General features: G+C 61.7%; 19 protein-coding genes. 9 read left to right on the forward strand and 10 right to left on the reverse strand.

Annotation, left to right across the window (positions count from 1 at the left end; all coding sequences use genetic code 11):
• Window positions 1-100 precede the first annotated feature (100 nt).
• Complete coding sequence (locus C4J91_RS05585) at window positions 101-1,477, reverse strand: L-serine ammonia-lyase (RefSeq protein WP_124361425.1); 1,377 nt, start codon at window positions 1,475-1,477, stop codon at window positions 101-103.
• 137 nt (window positions 1,478-1,614) lie between these two features.
• On the opposite strand from C4J91_RS05585, the gene C4J91_RS05590 reads away from it, so the two are divergent.
• Entirely contained in the window at window positions 1,615-2,562 is a 948-nt protein-coding gene (locus tag C4J91_RS05590; protein WP_124361426.1) for a LysR substrate-binding domain-containing protein, read from the forward strand.
• Window positions 2,563-2,775: 213 nt separating this feature from the next.
• Window positions 2,776-3,186, forward strand: coding sequence for an HPF/RaiA family ribosome-associated protein (locus C4J91_RS05595; protein WP_016978251.1), 411 nt, complete (start codon window positions 2,776-2,778; stop codon window positions 3,184-3,186).
• Window positions 3,187-3,242: 56 nt separating this feature from the next.
• Here C4J91_RS05595 and C4J91_RS05600 read toward each other — a convergent pair whose 3' ends face one another.
• The gene (locus C4J91_RS05600) at window positions 3,243-4,754 is read right to left on the reverse strand and encodes an MFS transporter (protein WP_124361427.1); all 1,512 of its coding nucleotides are present in this window, start codon (window positions 4,752-4,754) and stop codon (window positions 3,243-3,245) included.
• A gap of 104 nt (window positions 4,755-4,858) precedes the next feature.
• Between C4J91_RS05600 and C4J91_RS05605 the strand changes: the two genes are divergently transcribed.
• Window positions 4,859-5,731 (forward strand): LysR family transcriptional regulator, encoded by an 873-nt coding sequence (locus C4J91_RS05605; protein ID WP_124361428.1) that lies wholly within the window; start codon window positions 4,859-4,861, stop codon window positions 5,729-5,731.
• 337 nt (window positions 5,732-6,068) lie between these two features.
• On the opposite strand, the gene fecA is transcribed toward C4J91_RS05605, so the two are convergent.
• From fecA to C4J91_RS05620, 3 genes are all read right to left on the reverse strand, one after another.
• Window positions 6,069-8,405: a TonB-dependent Fe(3+) dicitrate receptor FecA gene (gene fecA, locus C4J91_RS05610; protein WP_124361429.1), complete on the reverse strand. Its 2,337-nt coding sequence runs from the start codon at window positions 8,403-8,405 to the stop codon at window positions 6,069-6,071.
• Between the two features lie 91 nt (window positions 8,406-8,496).
• Window positions 8,497-9,438 carry a FecR domain-containing protein gene (locus C4J91_RS05615; protein ID WP_124361430.1) on the reverse strand — a complete coding sequence of 314 codons (942 nt, stop codon included), beginning with the start codon at window positions 9,436-9,438 and terminating at the stop codon, window positions 8,497-8,499.
• Window positions 9,435-9,923, reverse strand: a complete 489-nt coding sequence (locus tag C4J91_RS05620; RefSeq protein ID WP_124361431.1) for a sigma-70 family RNA polymerase sigma factor — start codon at window positions 9,921-9,923, stop codon at window positions 9,435-9,437. The genes C4J91_RS05615 and C4J91_RS05620 overlap by 4 nt, the downstream gene beginning before the upstream one ends.
• 169 nt (window positions 9,924-10,092) lie before the next feature.
• On the opposite strand from C4J91_RS05620, the gene C4J91_RS05625 reads away from it, so the two are divergent.
• From C4J91_RS05625 to C4J91_RS05645, 5 genes are read left to right on the forward strand one after another with little or no spacing between them, the layout of a single operon-like run.
• Window positions 10,093-10,395: a DUF3649 domain-containing protein gene (locus C4J91_RS05625; RefSeq protein ID WP_124361432.1), complete on the forward strand. Its 303-nt coding sequence runs from the start codon at window positions 10,093-10,095 to the stop codon at window positions 10,393-10,395.
• Window positions 10,392-11,966, forward strand: coding sequence for a PepSY domain-containing protein (locus C4J91_RS05630; RefSeq protein WP_124361433.1), 1,575 nt, complete (start codon window positions 10,392-10,394; stop codon window positions 11,964-11,966). The genes C4J91_RS05625 and C4J91_RS05630 overlap by 4 nt, the downstream gene beginning before the upstream one ends.
• Entirely contained in the window at window positions 11,967-12,293 is a 327-nt protein-coding gene (locus C4J91_RS05635) for a DUF3325 domain-containing protein (protein ID WP_124361434.1), read from the forward strand.
• A gap of 7 nt (window positions 12,294-12,300) precedes the next feature.
• Window positions 12,301-12,879 carry an RNA polymerase sigma factor gene (locus C4J91_RS05640; RefSeq protein WP_124361435.1) on the forward strand — a complete coding sequence of 193 codons (579 nt, stop codon included), beginning with the start codon at window positions 12,301-12,303 and terminating at the stop codon, window positions 12,877-12,879.
• Window positions 12,876-13,853: a FecR family protein gene (locus C4J91_RS05645; protein WP_124361436.1), complete on the forward strand. Its 978-nt coding sequence runs from the start codon at window positions 12,876-12,878 to the stop codon at window positions 13,851-13,853. Before C4J91_RS05640 ends, C4J91_RS05645 begins: the two co-directional genes overlap by 4 nt.
• A gap of 122 nt (window positions 13,854-13,975) precedes the next feature.
• On the opposite strand, the gene C4J91_RS05650 is transcribed toward C4J91_RS05645, so the two are convergent.
• Both C4J91_RS05650 and yejK read right to left on the reverse strand, forming a co-directional pair.
• On the reverse strand, window positions 13,976-14,326 hold the full coding sequence (locus C4J91_RS05650) for a glutaredoxin family protein (protein ID WP_124361437.1): 351 nt from the start codon (window positions 14,324-14,326) through the stop codon (window positions 13,976-13,978).
• The gene (gene yejK, locus C4J91_RS05655; RefSeq protein WP_124361438.1) at window positions 14,326-15,330 is read right to left on the reverse strand and encodes a nucleoid-associated protein YejK; all 1,005 of its coding nucleotides are present in this window, start codon (window positions 15,328-15,330) and stop codon (window positions 14,326-14,328) included. The genes C4J91_RS05650 and yejK overlap by 1 nt, the downstream gene beginning before the upstream one ends.
• Before the next feature lie 395 nt (window positions 15,331-15,725).
• On the opposite strand from yejK, the gene C4J91_RS05660 reads away from it, so the two are divergent.
• Window positions 15,726-16,007, forward strand: coding sequence for an HU family DNA-binding protein (locus C4J91_RS05660; protein WP_003188840.1), 282 nt, complete (start codon window positions 15,726-15,728; stop codon window positions 16,005-16,007).
• Between the two features lie 169 nt (window positions 16,008-16,176).
• Here C4J91_RS05660 and rlmF read toward each other — a convergent pair whose 3' ends face one another.
• The 3 genes from rlmF to C4J91_RS05675 all read right to left on the reverse strand — a co-directional run bounded on the left by rlmF (window position 16,177) and on the right by C4J91_RS05675 (window position 21,607).
• Window positions 16,177-17,193: a 23S rRNA (adenine(1618)-N(6))-methyltransferase RlmF gene (gene rlmF / locus C4J91_RS05665; RefSeq protein WP_124361439.1), complete on the reverse strand. Its 1,017-nt coding sequence runs from the start codon at window positions 17,191-17,193 to the stop codon at window positions 16,177-16,179.
• Window positions 17,194-17,406: 213 nt separating this feature from the next.
• Window positions 17,407-20,253 carry a valine--tRNA ligase gene (locus C4J91_RS05670; protein ID WP_124361440.1) on the reverse strand — a complete coding sequence of 949 codons (2,847 nt, stop codon included), beginning with the start codon at window positions 20,251-20,253 and terminating at the stop codon, window positions 17,407-17,409.
• Between the two features lie 205 nt (window positions 20,254-20,458).
• Window positions 20,459-21,607, reverse strand: a complete 1,149-nt coding sequence (locus tag C4J91_RS05675; RefSeq protein WP_124361143.1) for a DDE-type integrase/transposase/recombinase — start codon at window positions 21,605-21,607, stop codon at window positions 20,459-20,461.

Here is a 21,607-nt window from a genome sequence, read left to right on the forward strand (position 1 = left end):
GCAAGCCCCCTCCCACATTTGATACAGGTTGTGCCTGGGAACGGTGATCCGTTTCAGGGCAGTACGCAAAAAACGACCGCTGACGGCGCAGTCATCCCGGTCAGCACTCCACCCAGCTGACCGCCAGGCCGCCCCGTGACGTTTCTTTGTATTTGTCATGCATGTCGGCGCCGGTATCGCGCATGGTGCGGATCACCCGGTCGAGGGAAATAAAGTGCTTGCCGTCGCCGCGCAGGGCCATTTGGGTGGCATTGATCGCTTTGACCGCCGCGATGGCGTTGCGCTCGATGCAGGGCACCTGCACGAGGCCGCCAACCGGGTCGCAGGTCAGGCCGAGGTTGTGTTCCAGGCCGATTTCGGCGGCGTTTTCCAGTTGCTCAGGTGTAGCGCCGAGGATCTCTGCCAGCCCGGCGGCGGCCATGGCGCAGGCCGAGCCGACTTCGCCCTGGCAGCCGACTTCGGCACCGGAGATCGAGGCGTTCTTCTTGCAGAGGATGCCGACGGCGGCGGCAGCCAGAAAGAAATTGACGACGTCGTCATCGCACGCGTCGGCGTTGAACTTCATGTAGTAATGCAGCACCGCCGGGATGATCCCTGCCGCGCCATTGGTCGGTGCGGTGACCATGCGCCCGCCTGCGGCATTTTCTTCGTTGACGGCGAGGGCGAACAGGTTGACCCACTCCATGGCTGACAAGGTCGAAGTGATCACGTTGGGCTTACCGATTTCCAACAGGCTGCGGTGCAATTTCGCAGCGCGACGCGGTACATCCAGGCCGCCGGGCAGAATGCCTTCATCGCGCAGGCCTTGTTCCACGCACTCGCGCATCACCGACCAGATATGCAGAAGGCCGCTGCGGATGTCTGCGTCGCTGCGCCACGCCCGTTCGTTGGCCATCATCAACTCCGAAACCCGCAGGCCGTGCTGGTTGCACAAGGCCAACAGCTCGACGGCGCTGGAAAAGTCGTAGGGCAATTGCACATCACTGGTCGGCGCAATGCCCGATGCGGCTTCGGCAGCTTCGATGATGAAACCACCGCCCACCGAATAATAGGTTTGCTCGCTTAGCAGGCCGCTGTCGCCATAGGCGTGCAGGGACATGGCGTTGGGGTGGTAGGGCAGGCTTTCGTCGAGCAGCAGCAGGTCGGTATGCCAGTCGAAGGCAATGTTCTGCTGGCCGGCGAGGAGCAGTTGACCGGACTCGCGCAGTTGCTGGATGCGTGCGTTGATCGAGGTGGGGTCGATGCGATCCGGCCATTCGCCCATCAAGCCCATCACACAGGCGCGGTCGGTGGCGTGGCCGACGCCGGTAGCTGACAGCGAACCGTATAAACGCACTTCGACGCGGCGGGTTTCACTGAGCAACCGTTGGTCGGTCAATGCCTGGGCAAAGGTCGCCGCAGCGCGCATCGGGCCGACGGTATGGGAGCTGGACGGGCCAATGCCCACCTTGAATAGATCGAAAACACTGATAGCCATGCTAAAGCCTTACAAGCAATGGAGTGGAAATCGCTGCCATGTTTTGTAGAGCAGGCGGAATTGACGCGATACTGAGCCTCTGGATCGGCACTGACCAACGAATTATCCTAAGACACTCTTTAGCAGGACTAAACACTATGACCCGCCCCCTTCATGGCCAGACGTATGTCTGGCTGCATGTGTTTTCATGCGCTGCACGGCATTTGTCGTTCACCCGTTGCGCCGAAGAACTGCACATCACGCCGGGGGCGGTGAGCCAGCAGATTCGCCAGTTGGAGGAGCGCCTGGGCTTTCGACTGTTTCATCGCCGGGCCAGGGGCGTGGAGCTCAGCGCAGAAGGGCAACGCCTGGCGGCGGTGGTGGGGGAGGCCTATGGCAGCATTGACGCCGAATTACAGCGTCTGGACGCTGGGATGATCAGCGGCACCTTGCGCCTGCGCTCGATCCCGTCGTTTCTTGGCAAGTGGCTGACCCCGCGTCTGCCACGCTTGCAGCAGCGTTTTCCAGACATCCAATTGCGCCTGGTCGCCGAAGACAGCAGCATCGCCCTGCACGAGGGCGACTTCGACCTGGCCGTCGACCTGAATGACGGTAGCTACCCAGGCTTGTTATCCACAGCGTTGCTGGACGAACAGATCTTTCCGGTCTGCGCCCCCAGCCTGCTACGCGGGCGCCCGCCGCTGCATGGGCCGGCGGACCTGGTGCATTTCCCGCTGTTGCACGACATCACCGCCTGGCGTGGGAGTTATGAGTATGCCGAGTGGGAGTTTTACCTGAATGCCATTGGTTACCATGACGCCGATGTGCGCCGCGGGCACACCTTCAACCGCAACCACCTGACCATCGAAGCCGCCATTGCCGGTATGGGCGTTGCGATTGCGCGGCGCACGTTGCTCAACGATGAACTGGAGCGTGGCAGCCTGATCGTGCCGTTCGGCCTGGCCGTGCCCAACCACAAACGCTACGTGCTGCTGTACGCGCCAGGCGCCTTGAACCATCCGGGCGTGCGCGCGGTGCATGATTGGCTGGTGGAGGAGGCGGGGGTTTTCCGGGCATTGCACCCAATGGGAGCGGGGCAATTGTGAGGATCTTCAGGCGTAAGAAGATGTAACTAACTCCCCACCCTAACAGCGTTTTTGCTTGTCGTCAGGGTTAATTTGTATTGTGGGATTTATCTTTGCAAAGGGGTTGAATTGTTTCAGCGAGTGCTCAATTGTGTAATCAGGAGGTCATGGTTTCACCACCCCGGTGTTGCAGTTTGTGATCTCTGGCGAGCTAGCTGAAATAAGGGAAGAACTATGCAAATCCAAGTCAATAGCGATAACCATATTGAAAGCAGCATCCGACTGGAGGAGTGGGTACGTACTACCATTGAGAGCACGCTCGAACGTTATGAAGAAGACCTGACCCGTGTCGAGGTCTACCTGCGGGATGAGAACGGCGACAAGCCCGGTCCCCACGATTTAAGTTGCCGTCTGGAGGCCCGGCCAAAAGGCCACCAGCCGCTTTCGGTGCTACACAAGGCCGATACGCTGGAACAAGCGATTGATGGCGCGGCCACCAAGCTCGACCACGCGCTGGAACATCTATTCGGCAAACTGCAAGGCAAGCCCCGCGCTGCCGGTAAAAACCAGCCGACCACCAAAGTCAATGAAGATGAGCTTGAACAGGAGTTTCTGGAAAAAGAACGGGCCGTATTCAACGGCTGATGGTTTTTTTCACTCCCCATTGAAAACGGGCCTGCGCATGCAGGCCCGTTTTTCGTTCAACGGCGCTGTTTGAAGAAATACCCGCTAAGCATCGCCAGCCCGCAAGCACCCAACCCTGCAAAGAGCATGGCCCAGCCGGCGCCGTTGCGCAGCGCCGCCTGGGCCTCGTTGAACCCCAATCCCGGCGCGTCCAGCTTGCCCGCCGCGATGTGCTGGCTGAGGGCCGGCCAATCTATTGCCGTGCTTGGCGGCATGACCTCGGCCAGGTAATGGCCGATCCCCAGCAACAGCACCAGGCCCATCAACGCGATGTTGAGCGCCAAGGTGATCAGCCGTGCGCTGAAGTCGATACCCGAGGCCATGCCCGCCCGGTCAGCCGAGACGGCGCCTGTGGTGGTGTTGGTGGTGGGCGAGTTGGTCAGCGCCAGGCCGATGCCGGCGATCACGCAACTGAGCAGCACCAGCAGCGTGCTTGGCTGCGCGACGCCATTGGCGGCGGCCATTGACAGAAATCCCGCACCCATAGTCGCCAGGCCCACCGGGATGATGCGTTCGGCACCGTAGCGCAGGGCCAGGCGCTCGGCCAGCGGTGGCACCAGCAAGGTGGGCAAGGTGTAGGCGAGCAGGGCGCCGCCGGTGGTCAGGGTGTCGTAGCCCAGGCCGGCCTGGAAATACAGCGGCAGGTAGATCATGAAGGGCCAGAAGCTGAAGTTCATGCCGATCGAGCCCATCAGTGCACCGGTGAAGCGCTGGATGCGCAACACCGAAAAATCGAACATCGGATGGGCGCTGCGCTTTTCAACCACGATGAACAGCAGCAACGCCACCAGCGCCAAGCCCGCCCAGCCGAGCATTTGCGGTGTGGCGAAGCCATGCTCGGTGCCCTGGGTGATGAAGTACACCAGGGCGAACACCGCCAGCGTCAAGGTCAGCATGCCGGCGATATCGAGGCGATGGCCGGCCGGGTCGCGGGATTCCTGCACGCTGATGCGCAACAGCACCAAGGTGAACAGGGTGAGCGGCACATGCACGAGAAACACCCAGCGCCAGTCCGCGACTGCCAGGATCAGTGCACCGACCATCGGCCCGAACCCCAGGCCCACTCCGGCAATCACGCCCCAGATCGCAAATGCCCGGGCGCGTGCCGCCGGTTCCCGAAACAAGTGCGACAGTATCGCGAACTGGCAGATCATCATCGCGCCGGCGCCGATGCCCTGGACGAAACGCGCCACGATCAGCGTCGGTGCGTCGTTGGCCAAGCCGCAGGCCAGCGAGGCCAGGCCGAAGACCCACAGGCACAGCACCAGCATGCGTCGACGGCCAAAGCGATCGGCCAGGGTGCCCGCTGCCATCAGCACGCTGGTGCAGGCCAGGGTGTAGGCATTCATGATCCATTGGGCATCTTGAAACCCCGTGCCCAGTTCGCGTTCCAGGGTGGGCAGGATGACCGGCACGCTGGAAATTTCCAGGCCGAACATCAGGGCCACAAGGCACACGGCGGTGAGCGCCAGGCCGTTTCTGGCGACATGCGGTGGGCTGAGGGCCGATAGCGTGGCGACGGGTGGCATGCGATGTTCCTTTCGAGAGTGGGAGAGATTATTCTCTCGGGAATCTGATTCTTCATTTGCGATGATTTTTCCATGAATAAGGGAATGCAGGGCGACAAATTAGTATGACCACCCCACGTTTCGATGGCGTCGAACTGTTCGTGCAGATCGTCGAGAGCGGCAGCCTGAGCGCAGCCGCCGAGCGCCTGAATCTCACCCGTTCGGCAGTGGGCAAGGGCCTGGCGCGGTTGGAAGCGCGGCTGGGCACTTGCCTGTTGCAACGCTCTACGCGGCGCCAGCGTCTGACCGAGGATGGGCAGGCGTACTACGAACACTGTCTGCGCGCGCTGGCAGAGCTGGAGGCGGCCGAGTCGGTGCTGGAAAGCGGCCGCCAGCAGCCACGCGGGCGCTTGCGGGCGAGTTTGCCGCTGGCGTTTGGTCACCACTATGCCGCGCCTGCGTTGTGGGGCTTGATGGACCGCTATCCGCAATTGGAGATCGAGATCAGTTTCTCCGACCGCATGACCGATCTGGTGCAGGAAGGCTTCGATATCGCCGTGCGCATCGGCCCGCTGCCGGATACCGACCGCTTGAGTGCGCGGCGCCTGGGCGAGCAGGTCATGGGCTTGGCGGCGTCGCCCGTGTATTTGCAGCGCAGGGGGCCCATCGCCTGTATCGAAGACTTGTCGGCTCATCGTGGTATTGCTTACCGCAGCAACAGCGCCCATCGCTCGCGGTTGGTCACGCCCTTGGTGCTGGACGACCTCCAGGCCGTGGCCGATGCGGCCATCGCAGGCGTGGGGCTGGCCTGGTTGCCGAGTTGGTTGATCGCCCACTATGCGCTGCGCGGGCAACTGGCGGCGGTGCTGGCCGATTTCCGCGAACAGCCGGCCCCCATCCATGTGATCTGGCCGACGGCGCCGCACATGCCGGCCAAGACCCGATGCGCCATCGACGCCCTGGTCGCGGCCACCCCCAGTTGCCTGGCGGGTAGTTAGAACCCGAAATCCCGGACACACCGAGACTCAAATGTGGGAGGGGGCTTGCTCCCGATAGCGGAGTGTCAGTCAGTATATTTTTAACTGACCCACCGCCATCGGGGGCAAGCCCCCTCCCACATTTGACCGAGTACCGCTTAGAGATTCGGTCTGGCCATCGAGCTGAAGTCGATGAACCAGTCCGGGGCTTGAATAACACCACAGATACAATGTGGGAGGGGGCTTGCCCCCGATTGCGGTGGGTCAGCTGTAGATAAGCCGACTGACCCACCGCCATCGGGAGCAAGCCCCCTCCCACATTTGGATGTGTTATGGCCTGCAAATTGAAGGCATGCCGTTAGAACGCGATAGACGTCTGCACGTACACCGTGCGCGGTTCACCCACGTACTTGCCCTTGTTGTTATCGTCGAACGAGCGCGTGTAGTACTGCTTGTTGAAGATATTCTTCACGCCGACCGCCAGGTTCAAATCCGACAGCTGTGGGCCGAAGTCATACGCTGCGCGGCTGCTGAACAGCATGTAGCCGGGGATGCGTCCATTCGCGCCGTCGGCGCTTTCGGCCTGGGTGTTGGCGTTGTCGGCGAATTGGCTGCTCTGGTAGCTGCTGTCCAGGTTGAGCTTCCACGGGCCTTCGGTGTAACCCACGCCGAGGGTGCCTTTTTGCCGGGACGAGAAGGGCACGCGGTTGCCTTTGTTCGGGCCGTCTTCGCGGATGGTCGCGTCGACATACGCATAGGTGGCGTACACATCGAAGCCGGCCAGCGCAGGATTCAAGCCGTCGAGGGCATAGTTGATGCTCGACTCGATGCCCTGGTGCCGCGTTTCACCGCGTGCGATCACGGTGTCATTGGTCTGGTTGCTGTCGTACTGGTTGTCGAAATTGATCAGGAACGCACCGATCTCCGCGCGCAGGCTGCCGTTGTCATAGCGCGTACCGAGCTCCCAGGTGCGGGCTTTTTCCGGTTTCACTTCGCCGCTGCTCACGCGGTTGGGCATCTGGCTGTACTGCACGCTGCCGAACGAGCCTTCAGTGTTGGCGTAGAGGTTCCAGTCATCGGTGAGGTGGTAGAGCACGTTCAACGCCGGCAGCGCAGTGTTGTAGTCGCCTTTGTAGTTGACGTTGCTCAGGTTGTTGGTCTGCTGGGACTTGATCATCTCGTAGCGAATGCCCGGCGTGAGGGTCCACTTGCCGATATCGATGCGGTCGTCGATGAAGAACGCGTTGGCCTCGGTGCCGCCGCGCGTGTCGCGGTCGTTGCGGCTGTCGGTGGTCGGGATTTGCTGGTTGGCCGCAATCGGCGTGCGGTAGCGCAGCTCGTGGCCGGCTTCATTGATGTAGCGGTAGCCGACGCCGACTTCGTGTGTGGTGGGGCCGAGGTCGAAGCCTTGGGCGAAGCGGGTTTCCAGGCCGCGTACCCAGTACTCGCGCGGTGACAGCGAGAGGAAGTTTCCCTGGTCGAGGTAACCGCTGCGCAGGGTCTTGGTGAAGAAGCTGTTGACCGTGAACTCACGGCGGTCCTGCTCGTAGCGGTAGCCCAAGTTGAACAGCGTACGGCGTCCCCAGAACTTATCGTAGGGGCGGGTCGACTGGTACGGGTCAGCCTTGTAGTCCTTGACGTTCAAGCCGCCGGGCATATCGGCCTGGCCTTCGTAGTACTGCGCCATGGCGTTGAAGCTGTTGGCGTCGTCCAGTTGGTATTTGCCCTTGAGGATCAAGTCGTCGATGCGCGTGTCACTGTTTTCGCGCCAGTCGCCGCCACGGGTGCCGGAGTACAGGAGCGCGCCGCCCAGGCCATTGTCGGCGGTGCCACCGGCCAGCAGGTTGCCGGTGGTTTTGAAGCCGTCGTGGCTGGAGGACGGGCTGGTTTCGGTTTGCAGGCCGCCTTTGACGGTGGGCGCATCCGGGATCGCACGGGTCACGAAGTTGACGATGCCGCCGACGTTTTGCGGGCCGTAGCGCACCGCGCCGCCGCCGCGGACCACGTCGACCGCGTCCATGTTGCCCATGCTGATCGGTGCGAATGACAGTTGCGGCTGGCCATACGGTGCGAAGGGCACGGGAATGCCGTCCATCAACACCGTGGAGCGCGACGCCAGACGTGGGTTCAGCCCGCGAATACCGAAGTTCAGCGCCATGTCATGGCTGCCGGTGCCGTTGTTGTCCGGGGCGTTGACGCCGGGAATGCGGTTGAGTACGTCGCGGGCCTGGGTCGCGCCCTGGCGTTCGAAGGCTTCGCGGCGGATCACATCGCGCGCGCCAGGGTGTTCGAACACGTTGGTCTGCGCTGCATCGCCGAGCCAGTCGCCGACCACGTTGGAGGTCTGCAGTTCGAGGGTAACCGGGGCGCTGGCCGGTTGCAGGCTGTAGGCGTTGTCGCCCTCGGCACGAGCTTGCAGGCCACTGCCTTCCAACAGTTTATTCAGGCCTTCGGCGGTGCTGTAGGTGCCCGACAAGCCCGGGCTTTGCAGGCCGGCGGTGACCTCGGAGCCGAAAGACACCAGCACCGAGGCTTCACGGCCGAACTGGTTCAGGGCCGCTTCCAGACTCGTCGGTGCGATGTGATAGGCCTTGGCTTCGGCCGCCATCACTGGGGGCAGCGCGGTCAGGCTGAGGCTGGCGCCGAGGAGGAATTGGCGCAGGGTACGGGCAAGAAGCGTCGGTTGCAGGGGCATGAAGGGCGGTCCTGAGAAGGAAGGATCAAGGTGGCTTTCCTTCTCTGTCACGCGAGGACGGGAAAACGGCTCACTGTCTTTCTGAATAATTTCAGGCGCGGGCCTGAACCGTCACCCAGTAGCGGGTAAAGCGTCGCACGGTGACCGGCAGGCTGACTTCCAGCAGGTCGAGGATGCGTTCGCTGTCATCCAGTGGATAGCTGCCCGACAGCAACAGGTTTGCCACCTGCGGATCGCAATTGAGCTGGCCGCGACGGTAGCGCCCCAGTTCGCCGAGGAAATCCTCCAGGCGCATATGCGCAGCCACCAGCATGCCGTCTGCCCAGGCACCGCTGTTGGCGTCAGCGGGGCGAGGGCTGTCCCAGCCTTTGCGGGTGTAACTGACCTGATGCGCAGCCTCGACGGTCAGCGGCAGGCCGCTGTAGTGGTTGGGCATCACGTCGACCTGGCCGTCGAGCACCGCCAGTTGAGTATGGTCACTGAACTGCCGCACGTTCAGGCGCGCCGCCTGGCTGCTGAGCAGACCCTGGCTGGTGAGTACGCGCAGCGGCGTGGCACCGGCGCGGGCGGTCAGCAGGATTTCACCTTCGAGCAGGCGGATCAGTCGCTGCTGGCTATCGACATGCACATCCACTGCGCTGCCGGTGTTGAGCTGCAACTGGCTGCCGTCGGCCAACTGCACGCTGCGGCGCTGGCCGACGGGGCTGCGGTAGTCGGCGGTCAGCGGCGGCAGAATACGCTGCTGGCGCAGGCTCCAGGCTGCCGCCGAACCGGCGCCGAGGACCAACAGCAGCTTGAGCGCCTGGCGCCGGCTGTTGGACGTCGGTGCATTCAACGCCGCGTGCGCCAGGGGCGAGGGCACGCCGCGCAGGCGCTGGTTGACGCGCTGGATGTGGTCCCACGCGCGCTGGTGCTCGCTGTGCGCATCCAGCCATTGCTGCCAGGCGGCCTGTTGGCGCGGGTCGAGCGTGCCTTGCTGCATTTTCAGCAACCAGTGCACGGCTTGTTCGGCGACGGGGGGCGAGATATTCATAGGGCGAAGTAGCAGCGCAGGGCGGCTTTATGCAGATGGCGTTTGACCGTGGCAATGGAAATGCCCAACTGCGCACCGATTTGCGCATAGGTAAGGCCATCGAGCTGGGCCAGCAGGAAGGCGCGTTTGACCTGGACCGGCAAGCCGTCGAGCAATTGGTCCAGCTCCACCAGGGTTTGCAGGATGATGGCGCGGTCTTCCTCAGACGGCGTCACCTGCTCCGGCAATTGTGCCAGGGCATCGAGGTAGGCGCGTTCCAGGTCCTGGCGACGGTAAAAGTTGAACAGCACGCGCTTGGCAACCGTGGTGAGAAAGGCGCGGGGTTCGTTCAGCGTTGGCGCTTCCCGTGCGCTGAGTACACGGATGAAGGTGTCCTGGGCCAGGTCGGCGGCGCTTTCCGGGCAGCCGAGCTTGCGTCGCAACCAGCCGGTAAGCCAGTGATGATGGTCGTTGTACAGAACTTCGACAGCGTTGGACGGTGGCAACGGGATCACTCCATCAGCATCGGCATGCTTTAGAGAACAAGAATTGTTCGCATTGTAGGGGCGGGGACGAGGTTCGGCAATCCGCGAAGCCGGTGATTCATCCGTTCTCTTTTGCTTATGAGAATATTTATCATTAATATTGCGCGCTGATGAACTTGGCGCCTGTCGCATGAACAGCAAAACCCCACTGCCCGCGTCCTATCGCCTTGCCGTCACCTCCCGGGTGCTGGCGGCGGTGGTCGGCGGTTATCTGATGGCCTCCCTGGCCGCTATCTGCCTCGCACTGTGGCTGCCCACGTCCCGCGCCGATGCGGTGATCACCGGCATGATGAGTTCGTTCGTGTTCTACCTGCTGGCGGTGCTCTGGTGTTTTGCCTGTCGCACGGCATGGCGTGCCTGGGCGGGCGTTATGTTGCCGAGCGCGCTGTTCGCCACCCTGGCGGGCATCGGTTTGTGGGTGGCGCGCACATGAAGGAAGGCTTTCGCCAAGCCATGGCCTGGCTGCACACCTGGGCGGGGTTGATCTTCGGCTGGCTGCTGTTCGCGATTTTCCTGACCGGCACCCTGGCTTATTTCAAGGACGAAATAACCCACTGGATGCAGCCCGAAGTGCAGGCCCACCCACTGGACGACGCGCGCAGCCTCGCCGTGGCGCAGCGCTATCTGCAGCAACAGGCGCCCACTGCCGCGCACTGGTTCATTACCTTGCCCACCCGCCGCGACCCCGGCCTGTCGGTGATGTGGCAAGACAAGGTCGACCCCGGCAAGCGCGGCAACTTCACCCAGAAAACCCTCGACCCGGTCAGCGGCCAAGCGGTGCAAGCCCGCGAAAGCATGGGCGGCGAATTCTTCTACCGTTTCCACTTCCAGCTGCAAATGCCTTACCCGTGGGGCCGCTGGTTGTCGACCATCGCCGCCATGGTGATGTTCGTCGCGCTGATCACCGGCATCATCACCCACAAGAAAATTTTCAAGGACTTCTTCACCTTCCGCCCGCGCAAAGGCCAGCGTTCCTGGCTGGACGGGCACAACGCGGTGGGCGTGCTGGTGTTGCCGTTCCACCTGATGATCACCTACAGCAGCCTGGTGATTTTCATGAACATGGTGATGCCGGCGCCGATCATGGCCTCGTATGGCAACGACAGCCGTGCATTCTTCAATGAGGTGTTCCCCAGTTCCGATAATGCGCCGGCGCTCGGCCAGCCGGGCACCTTGCTGGCATTGTGGCCGATGTACCAGCAGGCGCAGCACCAGTGGGCGGGTGGGCATGTCGGACGCTTGGCGGTGAATAATCCGAGTGACGTCAACGCCTCGGTGAATGTGTTCCGCGCCGGGTCCGACAGCGTGGTGCAGGATTTCGGCAGCAGCCTATCGTTCAGCGGCACCACGGGCGAGCTGTTGCGGGCCAGTGGCGAGCCGTCGTTGCCGGCGGTCATCGGCGGCGGTTTCTACGGTTTGCACATGGGCCATTTCGCCGGCCCGGTGCTGCGCTGGCTGTACTTTGTCTGTGGCCTGGCCGGCACGGCGATGATCGGCACCGGGCTGGTGATCTGGCTGGGCAAGCGCCAGCTCAAGCACGCCAAAACCGGCGTGATGCCTTTTGAGCTGCGGCTGGTGGAAGTGCTGAATGTCGCCAGCATGTCCGGCCTGGTGATCGCCATCGCAATGTTCTTCTGGGCAAACCGGTTGTTGCCGGTGAGCTTCGCCGAGCGTTCCGACTGGGAAGTGCGCGCCTTCTTTATCGCCTGGGCCCTGAGCCTGCTGCACGCGCTGTTGCGGCGCGGTCGCCCGGCGTGGGTCGAGCAATTGAGCGTGGGGGCGCTGCTGTTGGTGGCCATCCCGTTGGTCAATGCACTGACCACCTCCCACCATTTGGGCGTTTCCCTGGTGAGTGGCGACTGGGCCATGGCCGGCTTCGACCTGACGTGCCTGGCCTGCGGCCTGTTTCTGGGCTGGGCCGCCTGGAAGATGCAGCGCCGCACGGCAACGCAGCCCAAGGCGCCGCGCGCAGGTGCATTGACGTTCAGACAGGAGGCCAACTGAATGCTGCTCGCGCTGCTCATGTGCTACGCCGGGTTTACCGCGCTGTGCCTGTCGACCGACCGTCATCACGGCGAGTTGCTGCGCAGCAAGCCTTCGCCTTTACGGCGTCTGGGGTTGCGTGCGGCCGGTTGGTTGCTGCTGGCGCTGTCGCCCTGGCCGGCGGTGGGCGCCATGGGCTGGGGCCAGGGGTTGGTGGAGTGGTGCGCGGTGTTGATGCTCAGCGCCTTGCTGCTGGTGCTGCTGTTGCCGTATCGGCCACGGCTGGCGTTGAGCCTCGCGGGCGTAGGCCTGCTGGCCAGCCCGGTCGCGGCGTTCGGTCTGTTCTGAGTTGCCCATGATGATCAGCCCTGCGCCGAAACCTCAAGACCGTTCGCACCCGGACGCCGCCGGTGGGCGGGCGCATTTCCTGCAGGTGTTCCTGTCCCAGCGTTCGCAGATGGAGGCGCTGGTCAGCCGCCGTGTCGGTTGCCGCGCCACGGCGGCGGATCTGGTGCAAGACCTGTTCCTGCGCTTCTGGCGTCGCCCGCTGGTGCAGGTCGAAGAGCTCAGCACCTACCTGCTGCGCTGCGCCAGCAATATCGCCATCGACCATTTACGCAGCGAAGGCGCCCGCGTGCGCAGTAATGAAGGCTGGCTGCCGGAACAGCAGGGCAACCAGGGCTGCGAACCCCAGGCGGCCCTCGAAGCGGGCAATGATTTGCGGCATGTCGAAGCCGCCTTGCGCAGTTTGCCCGAGCGCACCCGCCAGATTTTCCTGCTCAACCGCATCCACGGCCGCAAATATGCGCAAATCGCCAAGGCGATGGGCGTGTCCCAAAGCGCTGTGGAAAAACACATGATGCGTGCCCTCCAAGCCTGCAAGGCGAGCCTGGGCGAACCGTCGCCCCCACGCACGCCAGGAAAAGCACCGTGAACGTGACGCCCACGCCCGCCCAGGAACAGGCCGCGCTCGCCTGGCTGAGCCTGCTGCACGACCAGCCCAGCAGTGGCGATCAAGCCAGCTTCAGCCAATGGCTGCGGGCCGATCCCGCCCATGTCCAAGCCTATGCCCAGGCCCAGGTGCTGTGGGAGTTGAGCGAAGTACCGGCACGCGCGTTGGCCGACGAAGACGCGCAGGCGTTGCAGGGCTACCTCAATGCGATGAACCGTTCCACGCGGTCGCGCACGTTGCGCTGGTCTGGCGCCTTGGCCACGGCCGCCTGTGTGTTGTTGATGGTGGCGATGGGCGCCGGTTGGCAACCGTCGCGCTGGGTGGATGACTTCGGCGCCGATTACGTGACGGCGCCAGGGGAGGTGCGGACCGTGACCCTGGCCGATCAGTCCCAGGTTACCCTCGACGCCGACAGCGCCATTGCCGTGGATTTCAGCCACGGCGAGCGGCATGTCCAGTTGCGCCGAGGGGCCGGTTTTTTTCAGGTTGTCCACACCGGCCAGCCCTTTACGGTCGAGGCGGGCAGTGGAGAAACGGCAGTGCTGGGCACGCAGTTCGAAGTGCGCCTGCAACCGGCGGGGGCACAGGTGACCGTGTTGTCCGGCCGGGTTGGGGTGACGCCCTCCAAACAGGCGCCGCAGCAAATTCTGACGGCAGGCCAGCAAGTAGCCTACGCCGAGGGTGTAGCCGAGCCGCTGCACGCGGTAGACAGCGAAGCACGCCTGGCCTGGCGCGATGGATGGCTCAATTACTACAAGGCGCCGCTGGCCGAGGTGATCGAGGATTTGGCGCGCTATTATCCCGGCCGCATCCTGGTGCTCAATGACGAGATGGGCGCCAAGCGCGTCAGCGGCAGCTTTCCAAGCAAGGACCCGGTAGCGGTGCTCAATGCCCTGCAAGCGGTGCTGGGCTTTGAGCAGAGCACAGTGCTGGGCCGGATGATTGTGTTGCGCTAAGCCCTCACCACAAAACCAATGTGGGAGGGGGCTTGCCCCCGATTGCGGTGGGTCAGCTACCCATAGGCTGGCTGACAGACTGCTATCGGGGGCAAGCCCCCTCCCACATTTGATCTGCGGTGTTACTTCAACGCGGCCATGATCGCATCCGGGTTGTAGTCGCGGATCAACGTGCCATTGACGTCGACAAACGGAATCCCGCCCCCGCCCAATGCTTCATACGCCTTGCGCGCCTGGGCGTCCTTCTCGATATCGAACGCCTGGTAAGGAATGCCTTTCTGGTCCAGGAAACGCCGGATCTGCTTGCAGTAGCCGCACCACTCGGTGGCATAGAGCACCACGCGCGCCGAGGCGCGTACCTGCTCCGAAACCGCTTGCGAGGGGTTGAACAGCCGCTCGATCTTGCCCCAGTTCTGAATCACCACGACCACCAGCAGCACCAGCAGGACTTTCTTGAGCACGCCGCCAAGCATCAGTTACGGCGCTTGAGCTGATCGGTCAGTTGGGTCGGCAGGCCCTTGATGATCAAGGTGCCAGCGGCTTCGTCGTACTCGATCTTGTCGCCCAGCAGGTGCGCTTCAAAGCTGATGGACAAGCCTTCGGCGCGGCCGGTGAAACGGCGGAACTGGTTGAGGGTGCGTTTGTCGGCAGGGATCTCCGGCGACAGGCCGTAGTCCTTGTTGCGAATGTGGTCGTAGAACGCCTTGGGCCGATCTTCATCGATCAAACCGGACAGTTCTTCCAGGCCCATGGGCTCGCCGAGCTTGGCCTGGCTGCTGGCGTAATCCACCAGGGTCTTGGTTTTCTCGCGGGCCGATTCGTCCGGCAGGTCTTCACTTTCAACGAAGTCGCTGAACGCCTTGAGCAGGGTGCGGGTTTCGCCCGGGCCGTCGACACCTTCCTGGCAGCCGATAAAGTCGCGGAAATACTCCGAGACCTTCTTGCCGTTCTTGCCTTTGATAAAGGAGATGTATTGCTTGGACTGCTTGTTGTTCTGCCACTCGGAGACGTTGATCCGCGCCGCCAGGTGCAGTTGGCCGAGGTCCAGATGGCGCGAGGGGGTCACGTCCAGCTCATCGGTCACCGCGACGCCTTCGCTGTGGTGCAGCAGGGCGATGGCCAGGTAGTCGGTCATGCCTTGCTGGTAGTGGGCAAACAACACATGGCCGCCAGTGGACAGGTTGGACTCTTCCATCAGCTTCTGCAGATGCTCCACAGCCGTACGGCTGAAAGCGGTGAAATCCTGGCCGCCGTCAAAGTAGTCCTTCAACCAGCCGCTGAACGGGTGCGCGCCGGACTCGGCATGGAAGAAACCCCAGGCCTTGCCTTGTTTGGCGTTGTAGCTCTCGTTGAGGTCGGCGAGCATGTTCTCGATGGCGGCGGATTCGGACAGCTCCGAGTCACGGGCATGCAGAACTGCGGGTGTGCCGTCGGGTTTTTTGTCGATCAGGTGGACGATGCAATGACGGATCGGCATAGGCTTCTCGGCTGGTTGAAGGGGAGCGGTGAGCCTCCCCAAAAAGTTGCCCAGTGTACCGCACCCATTGGTCAAGACGCGCCTGGAAGGGCGTTTTGGACGGTGTCCGACCGGCTATATGCCTTTTTTTCACGGTTTAGAGCGATAAAGCTGACCAAATGGGTATGTTGAGGCGGATATTTCCCCGTCTCTGTGCTAGTTTTGCCCGGTCTTACGCCAAGTCTCGGCGTTAAGCGTGCATTCAGCATTTGTCAGGTCGAACCAATCCCCGTTTCAAGCATCTATAACCCCGTTCTCCGAGGTTATAGCCGGGGTGCCAGGCCAAGAAGGTCGGGCTCGACGGCTGACACTGCACTCTGCAATCCATATGAATTTGATAGGGAAGGAACACCACAATGGCTATTACTAAAGACCAACTGATCGCCGACCTGGCTGAAGCAGTAGACGCACCGAAAACTACCGTGCGCGCTCTGCTGGACCAACTGAGCCAGGTTGTTGCTGATCAGCTGGAAAACGGCGGCGAAATCACTCTGCCAGGCGTTGGCAAACTGAAAGTGACCGAGCGTCCTGCCCGTACTGGCCGTAACCCTTCGACTGGCGCTGCCATCGAAATCGCTGCCAAGAAAGTTATCAAGCTGGTTGTGGCCAAAGGCCTGACCGACGCTGTTAACAAGTAAGACGCAGTAAAAAAAACCGTGCACCGGAGCGATCCGGGCACGGTTTTTTGTTGCCTGCGATTTGTAGGAGCGAGCTTGCTCGCGAAGGTCGTTAACGATGACGCGCCCGTCTTGGATGAACGTGAAGTCTTGGCGTTTTTCGCGAGCAAGCTCGCTCCTACAGGTGGCGCTATCGAACCCAGCGCTGGCGCCAGAGCTGCTGTTCGTTCTTGGTCTGGAAGGTCCAGGCGACGAACCGGCTTTGCTTCTGCCCCTGGGACATTTCCACCACCTGGCTTTCCAACACGCCGGCTTTTTTCAGCGCGGTCTCGATCGCCGGCAGGTTTGACGCTTTTGACACCAGGGTGCTGAACCACAATACCTTGTGGGCAAAGTGCGCACTTTCAGCGATCAATTGCGTGACGAAACGCGCTTCACCGCCTTCGCACCACAGCTCGGCCGATTGGCCGCCGAAGTTCAACACCGGCAACTTGCGCTTGGGATCGGCTTTACCCAAGGCGCGCCATTTACGCTCGCTGCCCTTGGTCGCTTCATCCATCGAGGCATGGAACGGCGGGTTGCACATGGTCAGGTCAAAGCGCTCGGCAGGCTCCAGCAGGCCCAGCAGGATGTGCTTGGGATTGGGCTGCAGGCGCAGCTGGATGACTTTGCTCAGGTCGTTGGACTGCACGATGGCCTTGGCGGCGGCCACGGCGATAGGATCGACCTCCGAGCCCAGGAAGTTCCAGCGGTACTCCATATAGCCAATCAGCGGGTAGACGCAATTGGCGCCCATGCCGATGTCCAGCACCTTGACGATGGAGCCGCGCGGAATCTTGCCGTCGTTGACGCTGGCCAGCAAGTCGGCCAGGCAGTGCACGTAGTCGGCACGCCCCGGCACCGGCGGGCATAGGTAATCGGCCGGGATGTCCCAGTGCTGGATGCCATAGAAAGCCTTGAGCAGCGCCCGGTTGAACACCCGCACCGCGTCCGGGTTGGCGAAGTCGATGCTTTCCTTGCCGTAGGGGTTGATGATCACGAATTGCGCCAGTTCCGGCGTGGTCTTGATCAGCGCCGGGAAGTCGTAACGGCCGGTGTGGCGGTTGCGCGGGTGCAGGGTAGCCTCTTTGCGCGGCGCGACGGGTTTGGCCGTGGCTGCGGTTTTAGGCTTCTTGCGTGGAGGTTTTGGCGTAGTGGGGGCGGTCATGATGATTCTGGTGTTGGCTCAAAGTGGTGGGCATTGTCACACATCCTGAGCCCAACTCGGGCAAATGTGGGAGGGGGCTTGCTCCCGATAGCGGTGGATCAGCCAGTTTATAGGCAGCTGACCCACCGCCATCGGGGGCAAGCCCCCTCCCACAATGACCGCATGCACAAAAAAAGAGACCCGAAGGTCTCTTTTTTTCACACGGTTTGGCCCTTACAGGCTGGAAATCCGCGCATGTTGCTCCGCTAGCTTGCCCAAGGCCTGTTCAGCCTCGGCCAGTTTGGCGCGTTCTTTGTCGATCACTTCCGCCGGGGCCTTGTCGACGAAGGCCGCGTTGGACAGCTTGCCGCCCACTCGCTGCACTTCGCCTTGCAGGCGGGCGATTTCCTTGTCGAGTCGGGCCAGTTCCGCGCCCTTGTCGATCAGGCCGGCCATCGGCACCAGCACTTCCATGTCGCCGACCAGCGCAGTGGCGGACAGCGGTGCTTCTGCGCCGTCGGCCAAGACGGTGATTGACTCCAGTTTCGCCAGCTTCTTGAGCAGCGCATCGTTCTCAGTGAGACGACGCTGATCTTCGGCGCTGGCGTTCTTCACGAACACCGCCAGCGGCTTGCCCGGACCGATATTCATCTCGGCGCGGATGTTGCGCGTGCCGAGCATCAGGGTCTTGAGCCATTCGATATCGCTTTCGGCGGCCTCATCGATACGTGCTTCGTTGGCCACAGGCCAAGGTTGCAGCATGATGGTCTTGCCTTCGATACCGGCCAGCGGCGCCAGGCGCTGCCAGATTTCTTCGGTGATGAACGGCATGAACGGATGCGCCAGGCGCAATGCCACTTCCAGTACGCGCACCAGGGTGCGACGGGTGCCGCGCTGGCGCTCGACCGGCGCGTTTTCGTCCCACAGCACTGGCTTGGACAGTTCCAGGTACCAGTCGCAATACTGGTTCCAGATGAACTCGTACAAGGCTTGTGCGGCCAGGTCGAAACGGAACTGATCGAGTTGGCGGGTCACTTCGGCTTCGGTGCGTTGCAGTTGCGAGATGATCCAGCGGTCAGCCAGGCTCAGCTCATAGGCTTCGCCGTTCTGCCCGCAGTCTTCGCCTTTATCCAGTACGTAGCGCGCCGCGTTCCAGATCTTGTTGCAGAAGTTGCGATAGCCTTCGACGCGGCCCATGTCGAACTTGATGTCGCGACCGGTAGACGCCAGCGAGCAGAACGTGAAGCGCAGGGCGTCGGTGCCGTAGCTGGCGATGCCGTCGGCGAACTCGTCGCGGGTCTGCTTTTCGATCTTTTTCGCCAGCTTGGGCTGCATCAGGCCCGAGGTGCGTTTCTGCACCAGAGTTTCCAGGTCGATACCGTCGATGATGTCCAAGGGGTCCAGGACGTTGCCCTTGGACTTGGACATCTTCTGGCCCTGGCCATCGCGCACCAGGCCGTGCACATAGACGGTCTTGAACGGTACCTGTGGGGTGCCGTCTTCGTTCTTCACCAAATGCATGGTGAGCATGATCATCCGGGCAACCCAGAAGAAAATGATGTCGAAGCCGGTGACCAGCACGTCGGTGGAGTGGAATTTCTTCAGGAATTCGGTCTGTTGCGGCCAGCCCAGGGTGGAGAAGGTCCACAGGCCGGAGCTGAACCAGGTGTCCAGTACGTCGTTGTCTTGTTGCAGCGCGATGTCGGCGCCGAGGTGGTGCTTGGCACGCACTTCGGCTTCGTCGCGGCCTACGTAGACCTTGCCCGACTCGTCATACCAGGCCGGAATGCGGTGGCCCCACCACAGCTGACGGCTGATGCACCAATCCTGGATGTCGCGCATCCACGAGAAGTACATGTTCTCGTACTGTTTGGGCACGAACTGGATGCGACCGTCTTCAACGGCGGCAATCGCAGGCTCGGCCAGCGGCTTGGTCGACACGTACCACTGGTCGGTCAACCACGGCTCGATCACCGTGCCGGAACGGTCGCCCTTGGGCACTTTCAGGCCGTGGTCGTCCACGCTCACCAGCAAACCGGCGGCGTCGAAGGCGGCAACGATCTGCTTGCGCGCTTCAAAACGGTCTAGTCCGGCGTATTCGGCCGGGATCTTGCCGTCGATGCTCTCGTTCAGCGTACCGTCCAGGTTGAATACCTGGCAGGCCGGCAATACGGCGGCGTTCTTGTCGAAGATATTGAGCAGCGGCAGGTTGTGGCGCTTGCCGACTTCGTAGTCGTTGAAATCGTGGGCCGGGGTGATTTTCACACAGCCGGTGCCGAATTCAGGGTCGCAGTAGTCGTCCGCGATGATCGGGATGCGGCGGCCAACCAGTGGCAACTCGACGAACTTGCCGATCAGCGCCTGGTAGCGCGCGTCGTTCGGGTTAACCGCGACAGCGGCGTCGCCGAGCATGGTTTCCGGACGGGTGGTGGCGACGATCAGGTAAGCGTTGCCTTCAGCGGTCTTGGCGCCGTCAGCCAGCGGATACTTGAGGTTCCACAGGAAGCCTTTCTCGTCGTGGTTTTCCACTTCGAGGTCGGAAATCGCCGTGTGCAACTTGGTGTCCCAGTTGACCAGGCGCTTGCCGCGGTAGATCAGGCCGTCTTCATGCAAGCGCACGAAGGCTTCCTTCACCGCTTCCGACAGGCCGTCGTCCATGGTGAAACGCTCGCGGCTCCAGTCTACTGACGAACCCAGGCGACGGATCTGACGGCTGATATTGCCGCCGGACTGGTCTTTCCATTCCCAGATTTTCTCCAGGAATTTCTCTCGGCCCAGGTCGTGACGGCTTTGGCCGGTGGCTTCCAGTTGGCGTTCCACCAGCATCTGGGTGGCGATGCCGGCGTGGTCGGTGCCCGGCTGCCACAGCGTGTTACGGCCTTGCATGCGGCGGAAACGGATCAACGCATCCATGATCGCATTGTTGAAGCCATGGCCCATGTGCAGGCTGCCAGTGACATTCGGCGGTGGGATCATGATGGTGTACGAGTCGCCTGCACCTTGTGGGGCGAAATAGTTCTCGGACTCCCAGGTGTTGTACCAGGAAGTTTCGATAGCGTGGGGCTGATAGGTCTTATCCATGCGCGGCGGGACCCTAGTTGGCATTTATTCAGGAAAGCCGGCAAGTATAACGGGGCAGGGCGAGGAGGGCGAGTTGGCGTAAAGCAAATGTGGGAGGGGGCTTGCCCCCGATAGCGGTGGATCAGTCACAACATCACTGACTGACACACCGCCATCGGGGTGTAGAACCGTAGACATCGTTTACATCTGAAACCGGGGACATCGTTTACACATTTGAGGCTTGGACGCGGGTCATACCTCGCCCAAGCCTTCCCAGGGGATAATCACACAAGTACAAATCCCAAACATCATCCTCAGCCTCTTTAAGCCCTATCTGCTCCCCTGACAGCGCCTCGCTGATAAATACCAACTTGCCGTTCCACTTGATCGACCCGTCCTGTCTGACGCTTCGAACCTTCATTTCGGACGGATACTCCACATCCGGCAAGCATCCTGGGTAAATCCGCGTAGACGGCACATACACGTCCCCTGGACGCTTCATACCGAGCGCTTCATGAGGGCGCACGTAATTGAACTCATGCCTGAAATGCTCCAGCAAAAGCTGCTGCTCGATTAAGTTTTCTCCTAAGGGCAGCTCCAGTTTCAAGCTACGGTGCATCCGCTCATGGCGACCATTTTGGGCCGGTCTTCCTGGCATGGTGCGCTCCGGATAGATGCCCAGACGTATCCACCAAACTGCCAGCGTGGATATTCTTGCCAGGCCAGGAGAGGCAAACGGAACACCGTTGTCCGACCGAATAACTTCGGGCATGCCGTACTCCTGAAACAGTCTCTCAAAGGCTTGTTTAACAGGTTCAGTCTTGATCTTTGAATGAGCCCTGCACGCCAAAATCATCCGGGAAGCGTGGTCTGTGATGGTCAAAGGGAAGCACATCTGCGCGTTATGCATTTTGAATTGCCCTTTGTAGTCGGCGCACCACGTCTGGTTAGGTTCGTTGGCCTCGCGCATTACTACAGGGGAATTACCGTGTCTGCGCTTGAAGCGCCGCTTTTGGACGAGCCCAAGTCGATCAAGCCATTGGCCTGCTGTACTTGGGGAAGGCCAGGCGATGGAGGGATCTTCAAGTCGCAATAGCTCGAGAAGCTTCTTCGGACCCCATTTATCGTGCGCCTCCTTCATCGCCACCACACGGGCCAGGATTTCATCGTCGGTTTTATTGGGGCTGTTGTGAGGGCGTCGGGACAGTTCGGCTAACGACTTTAAATCGCCATTGTGCCGGCCGATCCATTTGTCGACGGTAGGCCGACTTACGTTAAAGCGGCGCGCCAGCTGGCTTTTGGTGTAATTACCAGAAAGCCAGTCAGCGACCAGTCTGATTCGTTGATTCATCGGAGACTCTTGGTTCCAGGGCAT

Source organism: Pseudomonas sp. R3-52-08 (assembly GCF_003851745.1).
In the GTDB taxonomy this organism is placed as follows: domain Bacteria; phylum Pseudomonadota; class Gammaproteobacteria; order Pseudomonadales; family Pseudomonadaceae; genus Aquipseudomonas.

Coding starts and splice junctions, on each gene's coding strand:
- C4J91_RS05595 (WP_016978251.1), top strand. CDS start 2,776: ATGCAAATCCAAGTCAATAGCGATAACCATATTGAAAGCAGCATCCGA.
- C4J91_RS05650 (WP_124361437.1), bottom strand. CDS start 14,326: ATGCTTGGCGGCGTGCTCAAGAAAGTCCTGCTGGTGCTGCTGGTGGTC.
- C4J91_RS05585 (WP_124361425.1), bottom strand. CDS start 1,477: ATGGCTATCAGTGTTTTCGATCTATTCAAGGTGGGCATTGGCCCGTCC.
- C4J91_RS05615 (WP_124361430.1), bottom strand. CDS start 9,438: ATGAATATCTCGCCCCCCGTCGCCGAACAAGCCGTGCACTGGTTGCTG.
- C4J91_RS05670 (WP_124361440.1), bottom strand. CDS start 20,253: ATGGATAAGACCTATCAGCCCCACGCTATCGAAACTTCCTGGTACAAC.
- yejK (WP_124361438.1), bottom strand. CDS start 15,330: ATGCCGATCCGTCATTGCATCGTCCACCTGATCGACAAAAAACCCGAC.
- C4J91_RS05640 (WP_124361435.1), top strand. CDS start 12,301: ATGATGATCAGCCCTGCGCCGAAACCTCAAGACCGTTCGCACCCGGAC.
- C4J91_RS05600 (WP_124361427.1), bottom strand. CDS start 4,754: ATGCCACCCGTCGCCACGCTATCGGCCCTCAGCCCACCGCATGTCGCC.
- fecA (WP_124361429.1), bottom strand. CDS start 8,405: ATGCCCCTGCAACCGACGCTTCTTGCCCGTACCCTGCGCCAATTCCTC.
- C4J91_RS05590 (WP_124361426.1), top strand. CDS start 1,615: ATGACCCGCCCCCTTCATGGCCAGACGTATGTCTGGCTGCATGTGTTT.
- C4J91_RS05605 (WP_124361428.1), top strand. CDS start 4,859: ATGACCACCCCACGTTTCGATGGCGTCGAACTGTTCGTGCAGATCGTC.
- rlmF (WP_124361439.1), bottom strand. CDS start 17,193: ATGACCGCCCCCACTACGCCAAAACCTCCACGCAAGAAGCCTAAAACC.
- C4J91_RS05660 (WP_003188840.1), top strand. CDS start 15,726: ATGGCTATTACTAAAGACCAACTGATCGCCGACCTGGCTGAAGCAGTA.
- C4J91_RS05675 (WP_124361143.1), bottom strand. CDS start 21,607: ATGCCCTGGAACCAAGAGTCTCCGATGAATCAACGAATCAGACTGGTC.
- C4J91_RS05630 (WP_124361433.1), top strand. CDS start 10,392: ATGAAGGAAGGCTTTCGCCAAGCCATGGCCTGGCTGCACACCTGGGCG.
- C4J91_RS05635 (WP_124361434.1), top strand. CDS start 11,967: ATGCTGCTCGCGCTGCTCATGTGCTACGCCGGGTTTACCGCGCTGTGC.
- C4J91_RS05625 (WP_124361432.1), top strand. CDS start 10,093: ATGAACAGCAAAACCCCACTGCCCGCGTCCTATCGCCTTGCCGTCACC.